The organism is Rhodoferax lithotrophicus, from assembly GCF_019973615.1.
In the GTDB taxonomy this organism is placed as follows: Bacteria; Pseudomonadota; Gammaproteobacteria; order Burkholderiales; family Burkholderiaceae_C; genus Rhodoferax; species Rhodoferax lithotrophicus.
In genome coordinates, this window is the sequence record NZ_AP024238.1 from 194802 (window position 1) to 209409 (window position 14608).

At 56.8% G+C, this 14608-nt stretch carries 16 protein-coding genes; 5 read left to right on the forward strand and 11 right to left on the reverse strand.

Going from position 1 to position 14608, the window contains the following annotated elements; genetic code table 11:
* Positions 1-72: 72 nt before the first annotated feature.
* The 5 genes from LDN84_RS00870 to LDN84_RS00890 all read left to right on the forward strand — a co-directional run bounded on the left by LDN84_RS00870 (position 73) and on the right by LDN84_RS00890 (position 4476).
* Positions 73-447 (forward strand): LapA family protein, encoded by a 375-nt coding sequence (locus tag LDN84_RS00870; RefSeq protein ID WP_223906786.1) that lies wholly within the window; start codon positions 73-75, stop codon positions 445-447.
* On the forward strand, positions 444-1442 hold the full coding sequence (locus LDN84_RS00875) for a TRAP transporter substrate-binding protein (RefSeq protein ID WP_223906789.1): 999 nt from the start codon (positions 444-446) through the stop codon (positions 1440-1442). Before LDN84_RS00870 ends, LDN84_RS00875 begins: the two co-directional genes overlap by 4 nt.
* A 104-nt stretch (positions 1443-1546) precedes the next feature.
* On the forward strand, positions 1547-2542 hold the full coding sequence (locus tag LDN84_RS00880; protein ID WP_223906792.1) for a TRAP transporter substrate-binding protein: 996 nt from the start codon (positions 1547-1549) through the stop codon (positions 2540-2542).
* Positions 2543-2596: 54 nt separating this feature from the next.
* Positions 2597-3196: a TRAP transporter small permease gene (locus LDN84_RS00885; RefSeq protein ID WP_223906795.1), complete on the forward strand. Its 600-nt coding sequence runs from the start codon at positions 2597-2599 to the stop codon at positions 3194-3196.
* Positions 3193-4476, forward strand: coding sequence for a TRAP transporter large permease (locus LDN84_RS00890; RefSeq protein ID WP_223906798.1), 1284 nt, complete (start codon positions 3193-3195; stop codon positions 4474-4476). The genes LDN84_RS00885 and LDN84_RS00890 overlap by 4 nt, the downstream gene beginning before the upstream one ends.
* A gap of 176 nt (positions 4477-4652) precedes the next feature.
* On the opposite strand, the gene LDN84_RS00895 is transcribed toward LDN84_RS00890, so the two are convergent.
* The 11 genes from LDN84_RS00895 to LDN84_RS00940 all read right to left on the reverse strand — a co-directional run bounded on the left by LDN84_RS00895 (position 4653) and on the right by LDN84_RS00940 (position 14558).
* Positions 4653-5294, reverse strand: a complete 642-nt coding sequence (locus LDN84_RS00895) for an MBL fold metallo-hydrolase (protein ID WP_223906801.1) — start codon at positions 5292-5294, stop codon at positions 4653-4655.
* A gap of 237 nt (positions 5295-5531) precedes the next feature.
* Positions 5532-6173, reverse strand: a complete 642-nt coding sequence (gene leuD / locus LDN84_RS00900) for a 3-isopropylmalate dehydratase small subunit (protein ID WP_223906805.1) — start codon at positions 6171-6173, stop codon at positions 5532-5534.
* The gene (leuC, locus tag LDN84_RS00905) at positions 6170-7600 is read right to left on the reverse strand and encodes a 3-isopropylmalate dehydratase large subunit (protein ID WP_223906807.1); all 1431 of its coding nucleotides are present in this window, start codon (positions 7598-7600) and stop codon (positions 6170-6172) included. Before leuC ends, leuD begins: the two co-directional genes overlap by 4 nt.
* 28 nt (positions 7601-7628) lie before the next feature.
* Positions 7629-8597, reverse strand: coding sequence for a hydroxymethylglutaryl-CoA lyase (locus tag LDN84_RS00910; RefSeq protein ID WP_223906810.1), 969 nt, complete (start codon positions 8595-8597; stop codon positions 7629-7631).
* Positions 8597-9805: a CaiB/BaiF CoA transferase family protein gene (locus LDN84_RS00915; RefSeq protein WP_223906813.1), complete on the reverse strand. Its 1209-nt coding sequence runs from the start codon at positions 9803-9805 to the stop codon at positions 8597-8599. The genes LDN84_RS00910 and LDN84_RS00915 overlap by 1 nt, the downstream gene beginning before the upstream one ends.
* 81 nt (positions 9806-9886) lie before the next feature.
* The gene (locus tag LDN84_RS00920) at positions 9887-10822 is read right to left on the reverse strand and encodes a LysR family transcriptional regulator (RefSeq protein WP_223906817.1); all 936 of its coding nucleotides are present in this window, start codon (positions 10820-10822) and stop codon (positions 9887-9889) included.
* Between the two features lie 150 nt (positions 10823-10972).
* Positions 10973-11518 carry a hemerythrin domain-containing protein gene (locus tag LDN84_RS00925; protein WP_223906820.1) on the reverse strand — a complete coding sequence of 182 codons (546 nt, stop codon included), beginning with the start codon at positions 11516-11518 and terminating at the stop codon, positions 10973-10975.
* A gap of 37 nt (positions 11519-11555) precedes the next feature.
* Positions 11556-12506 (reverse strand): TRAP transporter large permease, encoded by a 951-nt coding sequence (locus tag LDN84_RS00930; RefSeq protein WP_317134822.1) that lies wholly within the window; start codon positions 12504-12506, stop codon positions 11556-11558.
* Positions 12484-12882 carry a TRAP transporter large permease subunit gene (locus tag LDN84_RS23040; RefSeq protein ID WP_317134823.1) on the reverse strand — a complete coding sequence of 133 codons (399 nt, stop codon included), beginning with the start codon at positions 12880-12882 and terminating at the stop codon, positions 12484-12486. Before LDN84_RS23040 ends, LDN84_RS00930 begins: the two co-directional genes overlap by 23 nt.
* Positions 12879-13418, reverse strand: a complete 540-nt coding sequence (locus tag LDN84_RS00935; RefSeq protein WP_223906824.1) for a TRAP transporter small permease — start codon at positions 13416-13418, stop codon at positions 12879-12881. Before LDN84_RS00935 ends, LDN84_RS23040 begins: the two co-directional genes overlap by 4 nt.
* Positions 13419-13511: 93 nt before the next feature.
* Positions 13512-14558 (reverse strand): TRAP transporter substrate-binding protein, encoded by a 1047-nt coding sequence (locus LDN84_RS00940; protein WP_223906827.1) that lies wholly within the window; start codon positions 14556-14558, stop codon positions 13512-13514.
* Positions 14559-14608 lie beyond the last annotated feature (50 nt).

The following is a 14608-nucleotide window of genomic DNA, read 5'->3' on the forward strand; positions in this document are numbered from 1 at the left end:
GGGGGAGTCCGCATGATAGCCAGTTGGTGTACCCTTGATGTCAAGTTTTCCCCACCTGCTTAGGAGCTTGCCATGCGCATTCGCAGTCTGCTTTTGATTTTGCTTCTCGTGTTGATTGGTGCCTTCGTTGCACTGAACTGGAGTGTCTTTTTGACCAACTCCGCGGTCTCACTGGGGGTGGCCACGGTGCAAGCGCCCTTGGGTTTGCTGACGCTGGGGCTGCTGCTGTTTGTGGTGGCGTACTTCATGGTGTATGTGCTTTACCTGCAATCCACCGTGATGTGGGATGCACGGCGCAACGCCAAAGAGCTGCAAGCCAACCGTGAACTGGCTGACAAGGCCGAGGCCTCGCGCTTTACTGAACTGCGGGGTGTGCTTGAAGCAGGCCAGCAAGCCGTGCTGGCGCGACTGGATGCGCTGGAAAAAAACCTGCGCGCGCCGCAGTGACCACCCGTCGAGCCTGGCTGACGGCGATAGCCGGCACGGCGGCGCTGCCGGATGCCACGCTGGGCCAGATCAAGCCAGCCATTACCCTGCGCTTTTCGCATGTGGTGGCCGAAGAAACCCCCAAAGGGCTGGCCGCCAATCGTTTCAAAATGCTGGTGGAGCAGCGTTCCGGCGGGCGCATCGGTGTACAGGTGTTTCCCAATGCCCAGTTGTACGGTGATCAGGATGAAATGCAGGCGCTGCAGTTGGGGGCGGTGGACATGGTGGCCCCGTCCCTCTCCAAATTCGGTCGTATTGGCCTGCCTGAGTTTGAGCTGTTTGACCTGCCCTTTCTGTTTGACGATCTGGCTGCGGTACGGCGCATCACCCAGGGCCCGCTCGGACAAAAACTACTGGAGCGTTTGCCCCGCCAGGGTTTGGTGGGATTGGGGTTTTTTGACAATGGTTTCAAGCAGATGAGCGCCAATCGGCCTTTGCTGGAGCCCAAGGATTTTGTCGGCTTACGCATGCGAGTGCAGGCTTCACGGGTGATTGCTGCACAAATGCGGGCATTGGGTGCCCGCCCAGTCACCCTGGCTTTCAGCGAAACCCGTCGAGCACTCGCCAGTGGTGTGGTCGATGGCACGGAAAACCCGGTGTCCAACTTTTGGACCCAAGCCATGCATGAAGTGCAGCGTGATTTGAGCCTGACCGAGCACGGCTACCTGGGCTATGCCGTGGTGACCAACCAGCGTTTTTGGCAAAGCCTGGCTTTGGTGGACCGTCAACTGATCAACTTGGCGATGCAGGAGGCTCTGACCTTTGCGAACCGGATTGCAGATGCTCAAAACGATAACGCGCTTGAAGCCTTGCGCCAGACTGGCACCACCCGTATTCATACACTCAGTTCTGACCAGCGAGCCTACTTGCGTCGCGCCGTACAGCCAGTGCAGCAACAACTGGCCAACCGAATTGGCCCAGCGTGGCTCAACGCGCTGCGCGTGGCCCTGCTTTAAGGTGCGGGTTAACCCTAGCTGTTGAACGCCACAGTTGCTGCAAGCGTGTTCCAAGGTTAACCTCGGGGCGCTTCACATATTTTGCTCAACAACTGGAGACATTCATGAAATTGAAACACATCTTGGCAGCCGCTCTGCTGGCCGTCGGTTTGAGTGCTAGTGCACAAACCATCATCAAATTCAGCCATGTGGTCGCCGCAGACACGCCCAAGGGCAAGGCAGCGGTTTATTTTGCCGAAAAAGCGGCCGAGCTGACCAAGGGCAAGGTCAAGGTGGAGGTGTATGCCAACAGTGCCTTGTACAAAGACAAGGAAGAAATGGAAGCCCTGCAAATTGGCTCGGTCCAAATGCTGGCCCCGTCGCTGGCCAAATTTGGCCCCTTGGGCGTGAAGGAATTCGAGGCGTTTGATTTCCCCTTCATTTTTGATGACACGGCTGATTTGCATAAGATCACCCAAGGTCCCGTCGGTGCGGCCATGCTGGCCAAGCTGGAACCCAAGGGCATCAAGGGCCTGGCTTACTGGGACAATGGCTTCAAATCGTTCTCGGCCAACACACCACTGAAAAATCCAGCCGACTACAAAGGCAAGAAATTCCGCATTCAATCCTCCAAAGTGTTGGAAGAAGAAATTCGCTCGGTGGGCGGCATTCCCCAGGTGATGGCTTTCTCTGAGGTGTACCAAGCCCTGCAAACTGGTGTGGTGGACGGCACTGAAAACCCGATCAGCAACTTCTACACCCAGAAAATGCATGAAGTGCAAAAGCACCTCACCATCACCAACCACGGCTACCTGGGTTATGCGGTGATTGTGAACAAGAAGTTCTGGGACGGCCTGCCCGCCGATGTGCGTGGTCAGCTCGAAGATGCCATGAAAAAAGCCACCATCTACGCCAATCAAATTGCCCAAGACGAAAACGACAAGTCGCTTGAAGGTGTCAAGAAGAGTGGCAAAACCACCGTGTATGTGCCCACCAAAGAAGAGCGTATGGCGCTGAAAAAAGCCATGGCTCCGGTGCACCTGAAGATGGCTGACCGCGTAGGCAAGGAAACACTGAAGCAGTTTTACTCGGCCACGGGTTTTGATCCGGCCAAGCTCTGATCTGACCTGACGTATTCACGCAGCATTGATGACCGCAACGTCGGAGCTCACACCATGAAATTTCTTGATCACCTGGAAGAGTGGTTAATCACCTTCCTGATGGGCGGCGCGACGCTGATCATCTTTGTTGCGGTGTTACACCGCTATCTTGCGGGCATGGCCATTCCTGGCCTGCAGGACTGGCTCTTGTCCATCAGCATGAGCTGGGCACAAGAGCTCACCATCATCATGTTCGTCTGGATGTGCAAGTTCGGTGCCGCCTACGGCGTGCGCACTGGCATTCACGTCGGGGTGGATGTGCTGATCAACCGGCTGGATGAAAAGATGCGCAGCAAATTTGTCATCTTTGGTCTGTGTGCAGGCATCCTGTTTACCGGTATTGTGGCCACCATTGCGGCTGGTTTTGTCTGGGAAAACGGTGCGCACCACTACTGGTTCAACTTGCTTGGCCTGCCAGTGGACGGCATCCCTGAAGGTCCCACCACCCCAGACCTGGAGTGGCCCACCTGGATGGTTTACAGCGCGGTGCCGCTGGGCACCAGCCTGATGTGTTTTCGCTTTTTGCAGGTGTTGGTGAGTTTCATCAAAACCGGCGAACTCCCCCATCATGACCATGGCCATGTAGACGGTCTGGAAGAAGAGGCCGCCAAATGAACGCCGCCATTATTTTTATCCTCTTGCTGGTGCTGATGCTCACCGGCATGCCGATCTCGATTTCGCTCGGCCTGACGGTACTGACCTTTTTGTTTGGCTTTACCGAAGTGCCGCTGGAGTCGGTGGCGCTCAAGCTGTTTACCGGTATTGAAAAGTTCGAAATCATGGCGATTCCGTTCTTTATCCTGGCGGGCAACTTTCTGACCCACGGCGGGGTGGCCCGGCGCATGATCAACTTTGCCTCCAGCATGGTGGGCCACTGGTATGGCGGCTTGGGCTTGTCTGGTGTGCTGGGTTGTGCCTTGTTTGCGGCAGTGTCGGGCTCCAGTCCGGCGACAGTGGTGGCGATTGGCTCCATCCTGTTGCCCGCCATGACCAAAGCCGGTTTCCCCAAAAGCTTTGGCGCGGGGGTGATCACCACCTCTGGCGCTTTGGGCATCCTGATTCCGCCCAGCATCGTGATGGTGATGTATTCGGTGGCGACCAACACCTCGGTGGGTGCCTTGTTCATGGCCGGTGTGATTCCTGGCTTGCTGCTGGCCGCCACACTGGGCGGTGTCACCTGGTACCGCGCCAAAAAGTTCAACTACCCACGCCTGCCCAAGGCCACCTGGGCTGAACGCTTCAGAACCTTCAAGGCCTCGGCCTGGGGTCTGCTGCTGATTGTGATCGTGATGGGGGGTATCTACACCGGCATGTTCACGCCAACGGAAGCGGCGGCCATGAGCGCGGTTTACGCCTTCTTTGTAGCGGTGTTTGTCTACAAGGACATGAGCCTCAAAGACGTGCCACGGGTGCTGCTCAGCTCGGCCAACATGTCGGCCATGCTGCTGTACATCATCACTAACGCGGTGTTGTTCAGCTTCATCATGACCAACGAGAACATCCCGCAGGCCTTGGCTGACTGGATGCTGGGCCATGGCCTGGGCATGATCACCTTCTTGCTGGCCTGTAACGTCATCCTGCTGCTGGCGGGCAACTTCATGGAGCCTTCCAGCATTGTGCTGATCTTCGCCCCGATCCTGTTCCCGGTGGCGATGAAGCTGGGCATTGACCCGGTGCACTTTGGCATCATCATGGTGGTTAACATGGAAGTGGGCATGTGCCATCCACCGGTGGGTCTGAACTTGTACGTGGCTTCCGGCATCACCAAGATGGGTATCACCGAGCTGACTGTGGCGGTCTGGCCATGGCTGCTGGCCATGCTGGGCTTCCTTGGCTTGGTGACTTACTGGCCCGCCATGTCCACCTGGTTCCCGCGCATGTTGGGCATGATGTAGCGCCCGGCGCATCACCCTAGTAAAAAAGCCCGGTTTGTGCCGGGCTTTTTTCATGAAACTGCCTGTGGCTGGAGTTTTATATGAAAAATCAGCCTCTAACGCTTGTATATAAAGCGTAAGAAGCTATTTATTTTATAGCAATTTGAATTCTTTTGCCATGGTTGCCGGGTGCTGGTTCACACCCCGTCAGCCACATACGGGTTGGTTTTACGCTCCCGCCCAAACGTGCTCTCAGGCCCGTGGCCGGGGATAAACACCGTGTCGTCACCCATTGGCCACAAGCGGTTGCGGATGCTGGCAATCAGTGTGGCGTGATCACCCTGTGGAAAGTCGGTGCGACCAATCGAGCCAGCAAACAGCACATCACCGACAAAAGCGCGTTTGGCTTCCGGTGAATAAAACACCACATGCCCTGGCGTGTGTCCTGGGCAGTGCCGCACCTGCAAGGTACATTCGCCAATTTTGACCGTGTCGCCATCGTGCAACCAGCGTGTAGGTTTGAACAACAAGGCCGGAGGGAACCCAAACATCTTGCTTTGGGCAGGCAGACCATCAATCCAGAACTGGTCGCCCTCATGGGGGCCGATGATGGGCAGACCCAGCCTTTGGGCCAGTTCGCCGGTGCCTCCCGCATGGTCAATGTGGGCGTGTGTCAGCCAGATCTGCTCCAGTTTCAAGCCCAGGCGCTTGACTTCACCCAGCAATTCGTCGAGATCCCCACCGGGGTCGATCACGGCGGCTTGCAGGGTTTGGTCACACCAGACCAAAGAGCAGTTCTGGTCAAAGGCGGTCACGGGGATGGTGAGGTACTGGAACATGGGTTGAAAGGCTGTTGGTGTCAATGTTTGAAACGAATATCTCAAACATCAAAGCCAACGGAAGCAGCGTGAATGTTGAAATAGTGATCCTGTAGGCTGGGGATTATCGCGCTGCGCTGGATACTGGCCATGCGCTCAGGTCACTCCCTGCTTCAACCGGCTGCCGCCCAACCCACTCCCCATGTGGCTCAATCTTAGGCAGGGTCATTTGGGGGGATGGGGGTTCTCCGTCAAGCTCTAATGACGGAACAGCCAGGGTTCAACCACGCTGCGCCAGGTTTCGTACTTGCCAATCTCGGACTCGTGTTGTAACACCAGGGTCACGTCGTCCAGGCCCTCCAGCAAGCACTGCTTCTTGTAAGGATCAATCTCGAAGTGGATACGATCACCCGTTGGCGTTTTCATGGACTGTGATTCCAGATCAATGCTCAGGCTGTACCCGTCCTGAGCTTCGGTAGCCGCAAACAGCGCATCAATCTCGGTTGTCCCCAAGGTGATGGGCAGCAGACCGTTCTTGAAGCAGTTCTGATAGAAGATATCCGCAAAACTCGGCGCAATCAGCACACGAAAACCAAAGTCTTCCAACGCCCAAGGGGCATGTTCGCGAGAAGAACCACATCCGAAGTTGTCCCGTGCCAAAAGAATCGATGCACCGCGGTAGCGTGGCTGGTTCAAAACGAAGTCCGGGTTGAGAGGGCGACGAGAGCAATCCTGCCCTGGCTCACCATGATCAAGGTAGCGCAACTCGTCGAACAAATAAGCGCCAAAGCCGGTACGTCTTATCGATTTGAGAAACTGTTTGGGCAGGATGGCATCCGTGTCGATGTTGGACTGATTCAGTGGTGCCACGATTCCGGTAATGTGAACCAAAGGTTTCATGCTTGATCTTCCTGCGTAGGGTGGGTCATTGTGCTGACATCAACAAAATGTCCGGCAATGGCGGCGGCGGCGGCCATTGCCGGGCTGACCAAATGGGTGCGGCCACCTGGACCCTGCCGACCCTGGAAATTGCGGTTGGAGGTGGACGCACAACGTTCCCCTGCGCAAAGACGGTCTTCGTTCATACCCAGGCACATGGAGCAGCCGGCTTCGCGCCATTCAAAGCCCGCAGAGGTGAACAATTTGTCCAAGCCTTCGGCCTCGGCCTGCGCCTTGACCAGGCCGGAACCCGGCACCACCAAGGCTTGCTTGATTGTTGTGGCCACGCGCTGACCTTTGACGACATTCGCGGCGATGCGAAGATCCTCGATACGGGCGTTGGTGCAGGACCCGATGAACACCTTGTCGAGCACGATGTTGGTCATCCGCGTGTTCGGCGTGAGCCCCATATAGGTCAGTGCGGTTTGCATGTCTTGGCGTTTGACCGGATCGGACACTTGCGCCGGATCTGGCACTTGGCCATCTACTGTCACCACCATATCGGGTGAGGTACCCCAGGTCACCATTGGCCGAATGGCGCTGGCATTCAGCTCCACAACCCGGTCAAAGTGTGCATTGGTGTCGCTGACCAGGGTGCGCCAATAGCCGACGGCGGCATCCCAATCCGCGCCTTGTGGAGCCATGGGGCGACCCTGGATGTAGGTGATCGTTTTGTCATCCACCGCCACCATGCCGCAACGGGCACCGGCTTCGATCACCATGTTGCACAAGGTCATGCGCGCTTCCATGCTCAGAGAGCGGATGGTTGAGCCGGAAAACTCAATGGCGTAACCCGTACCACCGGAAGTTCCAATCTGACCGATCAGCGCCAGCACGATGTCCTTGGAACTGATGCCAAGAGCCAATTTACCCTCGACACGTACCAGCATAGAGGCCGGTTTTTTCATCAATAAGCATTGGGTGGCCAGCACCTGCTCCACATCGGAGGTACCGATACCAAAGGCGAGTGCGGCAAAGGCACCATGGGTGGATGTGTGTGAGTCACCGCATACCACGGTGGTTCCCGGCAACGTGCCGCCTTGCTCTGGTGCCACCACATGGAGGATGCCTTGACGTGGGTCGAATAGGCCAAACTGCGGAATGTTGAAATCGTCACAGTTGTGGTCTAGTGCGTCCACTTGTGCCTTGGCTACCGGATCGGCAATGCCTGAACGACGATCCGTCGTCGGCACGTTGTGATCGGCCGTGGCCAGAATGGATGCCACACGCCAGGGTTTGCGCCCCTGCAGTCGCAGTCCCTCGAACGCCTGTGGGCTGGTGACTTCGTTGACCAGATGGCGGTCAATGTAGAGCAGCGAGGGGCCGTCCACCTCTTCGCGTACGACATGACGAGTCCAGAGTTTATCGAGCAGGGTTTGTGCACTCATGGTTTTGCTTTCTTGAAAATCGTGTGGTTCAAACGGTGGCCTGCGCCGCCCGCAAGGAGATCACGGAGGCCGGACACGGGTGCAGATCAGTGGACTTTCCCGAGCGCACCAGTTGTCCCGGAACCTCGTGGCCAACAATGGTTGATAAATCCCGGGCAATACCCAACAACAAATCCAAGTCAATGCCGGTAGCCACGCCACAGGCATGCAGCATGTGCACCGTGTCTTCGGTGCAAATGTTGCCTGTTGCGCCCGGCGCATAGGGGCAGCCACCCAAACCGCCCAGTGAGGCGTCGAAACTTTTCACACCACTGGCCACGGCGGCCAGAACATTGGCCAAACCCATGCCACGGGTGTTGTGAAAATGCATGGTCAGTGGCACCTGCGGGAAACGGGCCAAAAAGGCATATGCCATGCGACAGACTTGCTGTGGATTGGCCATTCCGGTCGTGTCGGCCAGGGTGATGCTGTTCATGCCCAGGTCTAGGTAAGCCTGAACGGTGGCCAGTACCCGCTCTTGATCCTGCACTCCCTCGAAGGGGCAGCCGAAGGCTGTGGCGATGGTGCCGTTGACCTGTGTACGGGTCGACTTGGTCAGCGCCATCACATCGGCGAACTGCTTGAGGGACTGCGTCGTGCTCATGCGCATGTTGGCCATGTTGTGGCTTTCACTGAGGGACATGACCAGGTTGATCTCGTCGATGTCACATGCCAGCGCCCGCTCACAACCCAGCACGTTGGGAACCAGGGCGACGAACCTCACATTCGGGCGGCGAATCACGCCACGACACACCTCCGTAGCGTCACGTAGGTTAGGGACAGCCTTGGCCGAAACAAACGAGGTGATTTCTATCTTGGATAAGCCAGTGGTTGAGAGTCGATCAATCAAAGCGATCTTGGCATCCGTGGAAATGAAATGGGGTTCACTCTGAAAACCATCACGAACCACCACGTCATGGATGCTGACGTGAGCAGGCAAACAGCAGCCTTTGGCCATCACACCACCCCCTGAGTACGCAGTTGCTGAAAGCCGTCCGCATCGATACCAATACTGGCCAACACTTCTTGTGTGTGTTCACCTAACTCCGGTCCCAGCCATTGAGTCTTCCCCGGTGTAGCGCTGAGTTTGGGGATGATGCCCGGGAATTCCACCGACTGACCGTCGGGCAATACATGGCTTTCCAGCATGCCGCGCGCTTGGTAGTGAGGGTCGTTGTGAATGTTGGCCGCGGTGTAAATGCGACCACTGGGCACATCGGCTGCTTCCAGTAATTGCAGTGCTTCGTCCAGATGATGTTGACGCGTCCAGTCACCGATCACGTCGTCCAGCATTTGCGTCTGTTTCACTCGGCCGTCATTGTTGGCCAAGTCTGGATCGTTTGCCAAATCGGGGCGACCGATGATGCCCATCAAGCGCTTGAAAATACTGTCACCGTTGCCTGCGATGACAACGTAGTCACCATCTTTGCAGGGATAGGTGTTCGACGGCACAATGCCGGGCAGCGCAGCACCGGTGCGTTCCCGCACGTGTTTGAACATCGAATACTCGGGGATCAGGCTTTCCATCACGCCGAACACGGCTTCGTATAAAGCCACATCAATGAACTGCCCCTTGCCGTTGTTGGACTTGAGGTGGTGCATTGCCATCAGGGCACCAATCACACCATAGAGGGAAGCCAGTGTGTCGCCAATGCTGATGCCTGATCGTACGGGTGGTTGGTTTGCTTCACCGGTGACATAACGCAGGCCGCCCATGGCTTCTGCAATGGCGGCAAATCCGGGTCGTTCCCTGTAGGGGCCTGTTTGGCCATAACCAGAAATGCGCACCATGACCAAGTGGGGGTTGACCGCTGACAGCGCCTCCCAGCCCAATCCCCATTTTTCCAGAGTGCCTGGGCGAAAGTTTTCTATCACGATGTCGGCCGTACGCACCAGATCCCGCACGATCTCTTTGGCCTTCTCTGTCTTCAGGTCCAGGGTGATCGATTTCTTGTTGCGACTTTGGGTGTACCACCAGAGAGACGTGCCCTTGTGTAGCTTGCGCCACTTCCGCAGCGGATCTCCGCTGCCAGGGGCCTCCACCTTAATGACCTCTGCACCAAACTGCGCCAATAGCGCCCCGGCATAGGGGCCTGCAATCAGCGTACCCAACTCAATGACACGAACGCCCTTCAGGGGCAATGGCTCAGATGATTTTTGCGACATGGCGATATCCGAAAAAAATGAATGGAGAAAGAGACCTCTTTCTGTGATCGAAATGATCGACCGAAACGCCTCTGAGGTAAATCATTCGTTGGTGAGGTCGTCATCACCAACTGCGATGGCACCACGATCCTGTCCCACACTGCGCAAATGATCCGTCATCAACTTGGCGGCAATCGACAGTGAACGGTAGGATCGCACGCAGAGTTTGAGGTCGCGTCGTGCCCAAGCATCGTCCAGCGGTACGATTTGGATCGCCATTGACTTTAGATAAGGCAGCACACTGCCACGTGGCAACACCCCAATCCCCAAGCCGGCTTCAACCATCAGGCTTAGAGCGTCAAAACTGGTGACATGCATCTTGAGACGGACACTACGGCCCAACCCGGCGGCAGCTTTGGACAACTGCAATGTGATGCTGCTATCGGCATGCAGGCCCACATAGTCGTAGTCCAGTGTGTCGGCTAAGGCGACAGAAGTTCGACCAGCCAAGGGATGGCCCGTGGGCACCGCTAATACCAATTCATCATTGAAAAAATGGTAGACCTCCAGGTCTGGGCGCTCTGGCCACTCCGAAAACAAACCAATATCGGCACCGTTTTCGGCCACTACACGCAGGATGTCGCCGCTGGTCATTTCATCAAGTCGAATGTGCACCTGTGGGTGCGTTTGGAGAAAGGACTTTAGAGCCATTGGCATGACTTGGGTAATCGCGGAAATGTTCGCCACCACACGCACAAATCCCCGTGTTCCTCTGGAGAATTCACGCATCTGGGCAAAAATATCATCCAGATCATGCAGCACGCCACGGGCCAAACCCAGTAAGGCGACTCCGGCTGCCGAGGGCTCAATGCCCTTGTTGCTGCGGAATATCAACTCAATGCCCAGCACCTCTTCCAAGCCCCGTATACGCTTGCTCACCGCAGCCGCCGCAATGTGTTCGCGTTCAGCCGCGGCTGCAATGGTGCCTTCCTCAACCATGGCTACAAATAGCCTCAGTGTGACCGGATCAAGTCTCATTTTTTCCTGTCTTTGTTCGATCAGTGCGGACTACGATGTTGTGGTTCAAATGATCACTGAAGTCCCTGAATGTCCGCAGCCACTTGATGGCTGTGCAAGGGTCGTGAAAAATGTTTGCACAATTTGAAACTGGATTTCCAGCAGACATCCTCAAAGATAAGTAGACACCGGCTCATGGGAATGGCGCATATGCAGAGACAAGCCCAGAGCGGCCATGTGATTGGCATTACGCCCCAGAATGGTGGATGAGAGGGGCAGAAACGCTTGTTCCTCAAACTCGGCATGGGCCAGGTACTGAGTCACCAGGCGCTGCACCTCCTCGGTATCCACCTCGTCAAAACGACCCTTGGCCACCTTCTTCAAACCCGATTCGATGCGTTTCCACAAAGTCTCCAGTTCGCGGTGCTCATCGGTCAGACGTTTCACCATGGTTTTCACCTGTTCTTGTTCAGCGCCCTTTTCGGCGTGTGCCAGCACAACCGGAAACAGCTCACGCTCCTCATCCAGATGATGCTCAAAAATGGCTTCCCGAAAAAAAGCCAGCGAATGCTCGGCAATCTGACGGGCACGCTCTGCCGGGGCCAGCAACGCAGGCAACTCCCCCAGCAGGTGAAGCCGTTTGACAATACCTGCATGGCATTGCGAGAAATCCTGGATCGGCGCATCGCCGTCGGCAGCAGGAAAAGAGGTGGTCATGTGGACTTCCTTGATCATTCAATAAATGGGAGATACATCACATCGACCGCACCAGCCACAAAGAGATGGCCGGAAACGCGATCAAAAAGCCGATGCGCATGAAGTCCGAAGCCAGAAAAGGCATCACCCCCTTGGCCGTTTCCATGTAGGGCACATCTTTGGCCAGCTTCTGGATAATGAACAGATTCATCCCCACCGGCGGGTGCACCAGACCAATCTCCACCACCATCAACGCCAAAATGCCAAACCAGACCGACTTGTCGGGCACACTCATGCCAAAAAAGTCCAGCCCCATCACCATCGGGTAAAAAATCGGGATGGTCAGCAAAATCATCGCCAGCGAATCCATCACACAACCCAGCAACACATAGATCAGCAAAATGGCGATCAGCACCGCCATCGGTGGCAGCCCACTGGTCTTGACCCATTCAGCCAGTTCGGTCGGCAACTGGGTGATCGCCAGGCCCGAATTCAGCAAGTCAGCCCCCAGCAGCACCATAAAAATCATGGCCGTGGCGTAAGCCGTGCCCATCAGACTCTCCTTGATACCCTTCCAGCGCATGCCACCAGAGATGATGGCCAGGATGCCGCAAGCCGCAGCCCCAATCGAGGCCGCCTCCGTCGGGTTGGCCCAGCCACCGTAGATACCCACAATCACCACCGCAAACACCCCCATCACCGGGAGTACCGCCAACGTGGCGGTCAGGCGCTCGGTCCAGCTGTGTTTCTCACCCGCCGGGCCGGCCTTGGGGTCAAGCGTGACCAAAATGCGGATCACCAGCATGTAACCGGTCATGGCCATCAAACCCGGGATGACGGCGGCCATGAACAGCTTGCCAATCGACTCCTGCGTCAGCACCGCATAAATCACCAGTGGCACCGAGGGCGGAATCATGATGCCCAACGTGCCCGCCGCCGCCAGCGTACCGGTGGACAAGCGCCCGGAATAGCCATGCGCACGTAACTCAGGCAAAGCCACCTGGGCCATGGTGGCCGCCGTGGCCAGGGAGGAGCCGCAAATGGCCCCCAAAACCGGCACAGGCACCAGTGGCGGCCATGGCCAGTCCACCGCGCCAATGCCCCATGAAGGCAGCCGCGAACTTGAACAGTGATTTGGACAGGCCACCGTGGGTGGCAAACTGCCCCATCAGCATGAACAGCGGAATCACTGCCAGGTCGTAATTGGACAGGCGCGCATAGGCCAGGTGGTTCAAGGTAAACAGCAGTGAGGACGGGTCCCCGCCGTTCATGGCCAGGAACCCGGCCGAGCCACCCAGCAGCATGCCGATGCCCACGTGAATGCGCAGGGCCAGCAAGACGAGCAGGCCGGCAAAGATCAACAGTCCGATGGTCATACCGCTCATGGCTGGGCTCCGAGTGCAAGCTGGGTTGAAACGGTCAGCCGGTAAAGGGCTGCGGCGGCCAGCAAGGCAAAGCTGGGCACCATCAACACCACGGGTTGCCAGACCGGCACCAGCAAGAGGGCCGAGACTTCCATGTTCTCATGGCATTCGATGGTGTAGAGCAGCGTGCGCCAGGTGATGACTGCCGCGGCCAGCATCAGCAGGGCGTGGGCAAGGGCATCCAGCGCTGCGCGGGCACGCGGGCTCATCCAGGTGGTCAGGGCATCGACCTTGATGTGGTGGTCGTGCATTTCACACACCGGCAAAAAGGCGGCCGAGCCAATCGCCGCGCCCATCATCAACAGTTCCATATCCCCTTCAATGGGCGAGGAAAACAGTTTGCGCCCGACGATGGAGACGATGGACATCACCACCAGTGCCACAAAGACGAAGCCACCAGACAGCGCCCACCAGGTCACCACGTTGTCAAGCTGGCGCACCAGTCCCTTGCGCTGAGGGTGGATGACGCGGTCGTCGTCGGGTAAGAGTTCAGCCATGGCAAATTTCTTTCGAGATTAAAAACAGCCTGCTGCCGCAGCATGCAGGCCGACAAGAGGGCAGGTGGGGTGCCTGCTCCTGTACAAGCGGGTTTATTTGGGTTGGTATTTTTTGCCCAGTGCATGCACTTCAGCGGCCAACTTGGCGCCATCCAGGCCCTTGGCGTTGGCTTGTTTGATCCAGTCGGCTTCGACGGCAGCACCCGCAGGTTTCATGGCGTTGTAGTCTTCATCCTTGATGGTGAGGATTTTGTTGCCCTGTGCGGTTAATTTCTTCTTGGCGGCTTCGCTGCCGTCATCCCAGACTTTGGCGGCGACTTCCGACAAGGACAGGCCGCTGTGTTTGTCGATGACTGCTTTCAGCTCGGGGGTGAGTCCTTCGTATTTGGCCTTGTTCATCAGCACGGCGAAGGGTGTCTGGGTGAAGCCGGGCTGGTTGGCCTGGCCTTCCATGTGGTATTTGGTGACTTCGTCAATCTTGACGGCGGGTAGTACTTCCCAGGGGGCCATGGCCCCGTCGATCACGCCTTTGGAGATGCCTTCGGTGACTGCCGCCACGGGCATGTTCACCGGGGTTCCCCCCAAGCCGCTCAGAAACAGGGAGGCGTAGCGCGATGGGCTGCGTAATTTGAGTCCTTTGAGGTCTTGGGCAGAGAGCACTGGTTTCTTGGCGGTGCTGATGACTACGTTGGAGCCGCTGAAGAGGGCCAGTACTTTGAAGTCTTTGTAATCTTCCATGCCGAATTTCTGGGTGTATTCCCACATGGCGCGGGTGCCTGCCAGGCTGCTTGGGGGCAAGGAGAATGGCAATTCCAGGGCTTCGGTGCGTGGGAAGCGGCCGGTGGCAAAGCTCGGTGATGTCCAGGCCACATCGGCTACACCATTCTTTACCTGGTCGGGCAGCATGGCGGGCGTGCCGCCAAGCTGCAGTGCCGGATAGATCTGGCATTTGAGCTTGCCTCCTGAGTCTTTCTCGATCGCGTGGCACCAATACTCTGCTACACCTTTGTGAAAGTTGTGGTTTGAACCGATAAAGTGTGAAAACTTGAGGGTCACGGTTTGAGCATACACGGCAGGTATACACCCCCATAACAAGGCAGAAACGGTTAATGGGGCCAGCGATTTCAAACAAATTGTCATGATGTCTCCTTTAGGAATTTTGAGGTTTTAGGGTAGTTTGAAGAGAGGGC

Coding starts and splice junctions, on each gene's coding strand:
- leuC (WP_223906807.1), bottom strand. CDS start 7,600: ATGAGTGCACAAACCCTGCTCGATAAACTCTGGACTCGTCATGTCGTA.
- LDN84_RS00925 (WP_223906820.1), bottom strand. CDS start 11,518: ATGACCACCTCTTTTCCTGCTGCCGACGGCGATGCGCCGATCCAGGAT.
- LDN84_RS00915 (WP_223906813.1), bottom strand. CDS start 9,805: ATGTCGCAAAAATCATCTGAGCCATTGCCCCTGAAGGGCGTTCGTGTC.
- LDN84_RS00920 (WP_223906817.1), bottom strand. CDS start 10,822: ATGAGACTTGATCCGGTCACACTGAGGCTATTTGTAGCCATGGTTGAG.
- LDN84_RS00940 (WP_223906827.1), bottom strand. CDS start 14,558: ATGACAATTTGTTTGAAATCGCTGGCCCCATTAACCGTTTCTGCCTTG.
- LDN84_RS00910 (WP_223906810.1), bottom strand. CDS start 8,597: ATGGCCAAAGGCTGCTGTTTGCCTGCTCACGTCAGCATCCATGACGTG.
- LDN84_RS00895 (WP_223906801.1), bottom strand. CDS start 5,294: ATGTTCCAGTACCTCACCATCCCCGTGACCGCCTTTGACCAGAACTGC.
- LDN84_RS00880 (WP_223906792.1), top strand. CDS start 1,547: ATGAAATTGAAACACATCTTGGCAGCCGCTCTGCTGGCCGTCGGTTTG.
- LDN84_RS00935 (WP_223906824.1), bottom strand. CDS start 13,418: ATGGCTGAACTCTTACCCGACGACGACCGCGTCATCCACCCTCAGCGC.
- leuD (WP_223906805.1), bottom strand. CDS start 6,173: ATGAAACCTTTGGTTCACATTACCGGAATCGTGGCACCACTGAATCAG.
- LDN84_RS00870 (WP_223906786.1), top strand. CDS start 73: ATGCGCATTCGCAGTCTGCTTTTGATTTTGCTTCTCGTGTTGATTGGT.
- LDN84_RS00885 (WP_223906795.1), top strand. CDS start 2,597: ATGAAATTTCTTGATCACCTGGAAGAGTGGTTAATCACCTTCCTGATG.
- LDN84_RS00930 (WP_317134822.1), bottom strand. CDS start 12,506: ATGGCCCAGGTGGCTTTGCCTGAGTTACGTGCGCATGGCTATTCCGGG.
- LDN84_RS23040 (WP_317134823.1), bottom strand. CDS start 12,882: ATGAGCGGTATGACCATCGGACTGTTGATCTTTGCCGGCCTGCTCGTC.
- LDN84_RS00890 (WP_223906798.1), top strand. CDS start 3,193: ATGAACGCCGCCATTATTTTTATCCTCTTGCTGGTGCTGATGCTCACC.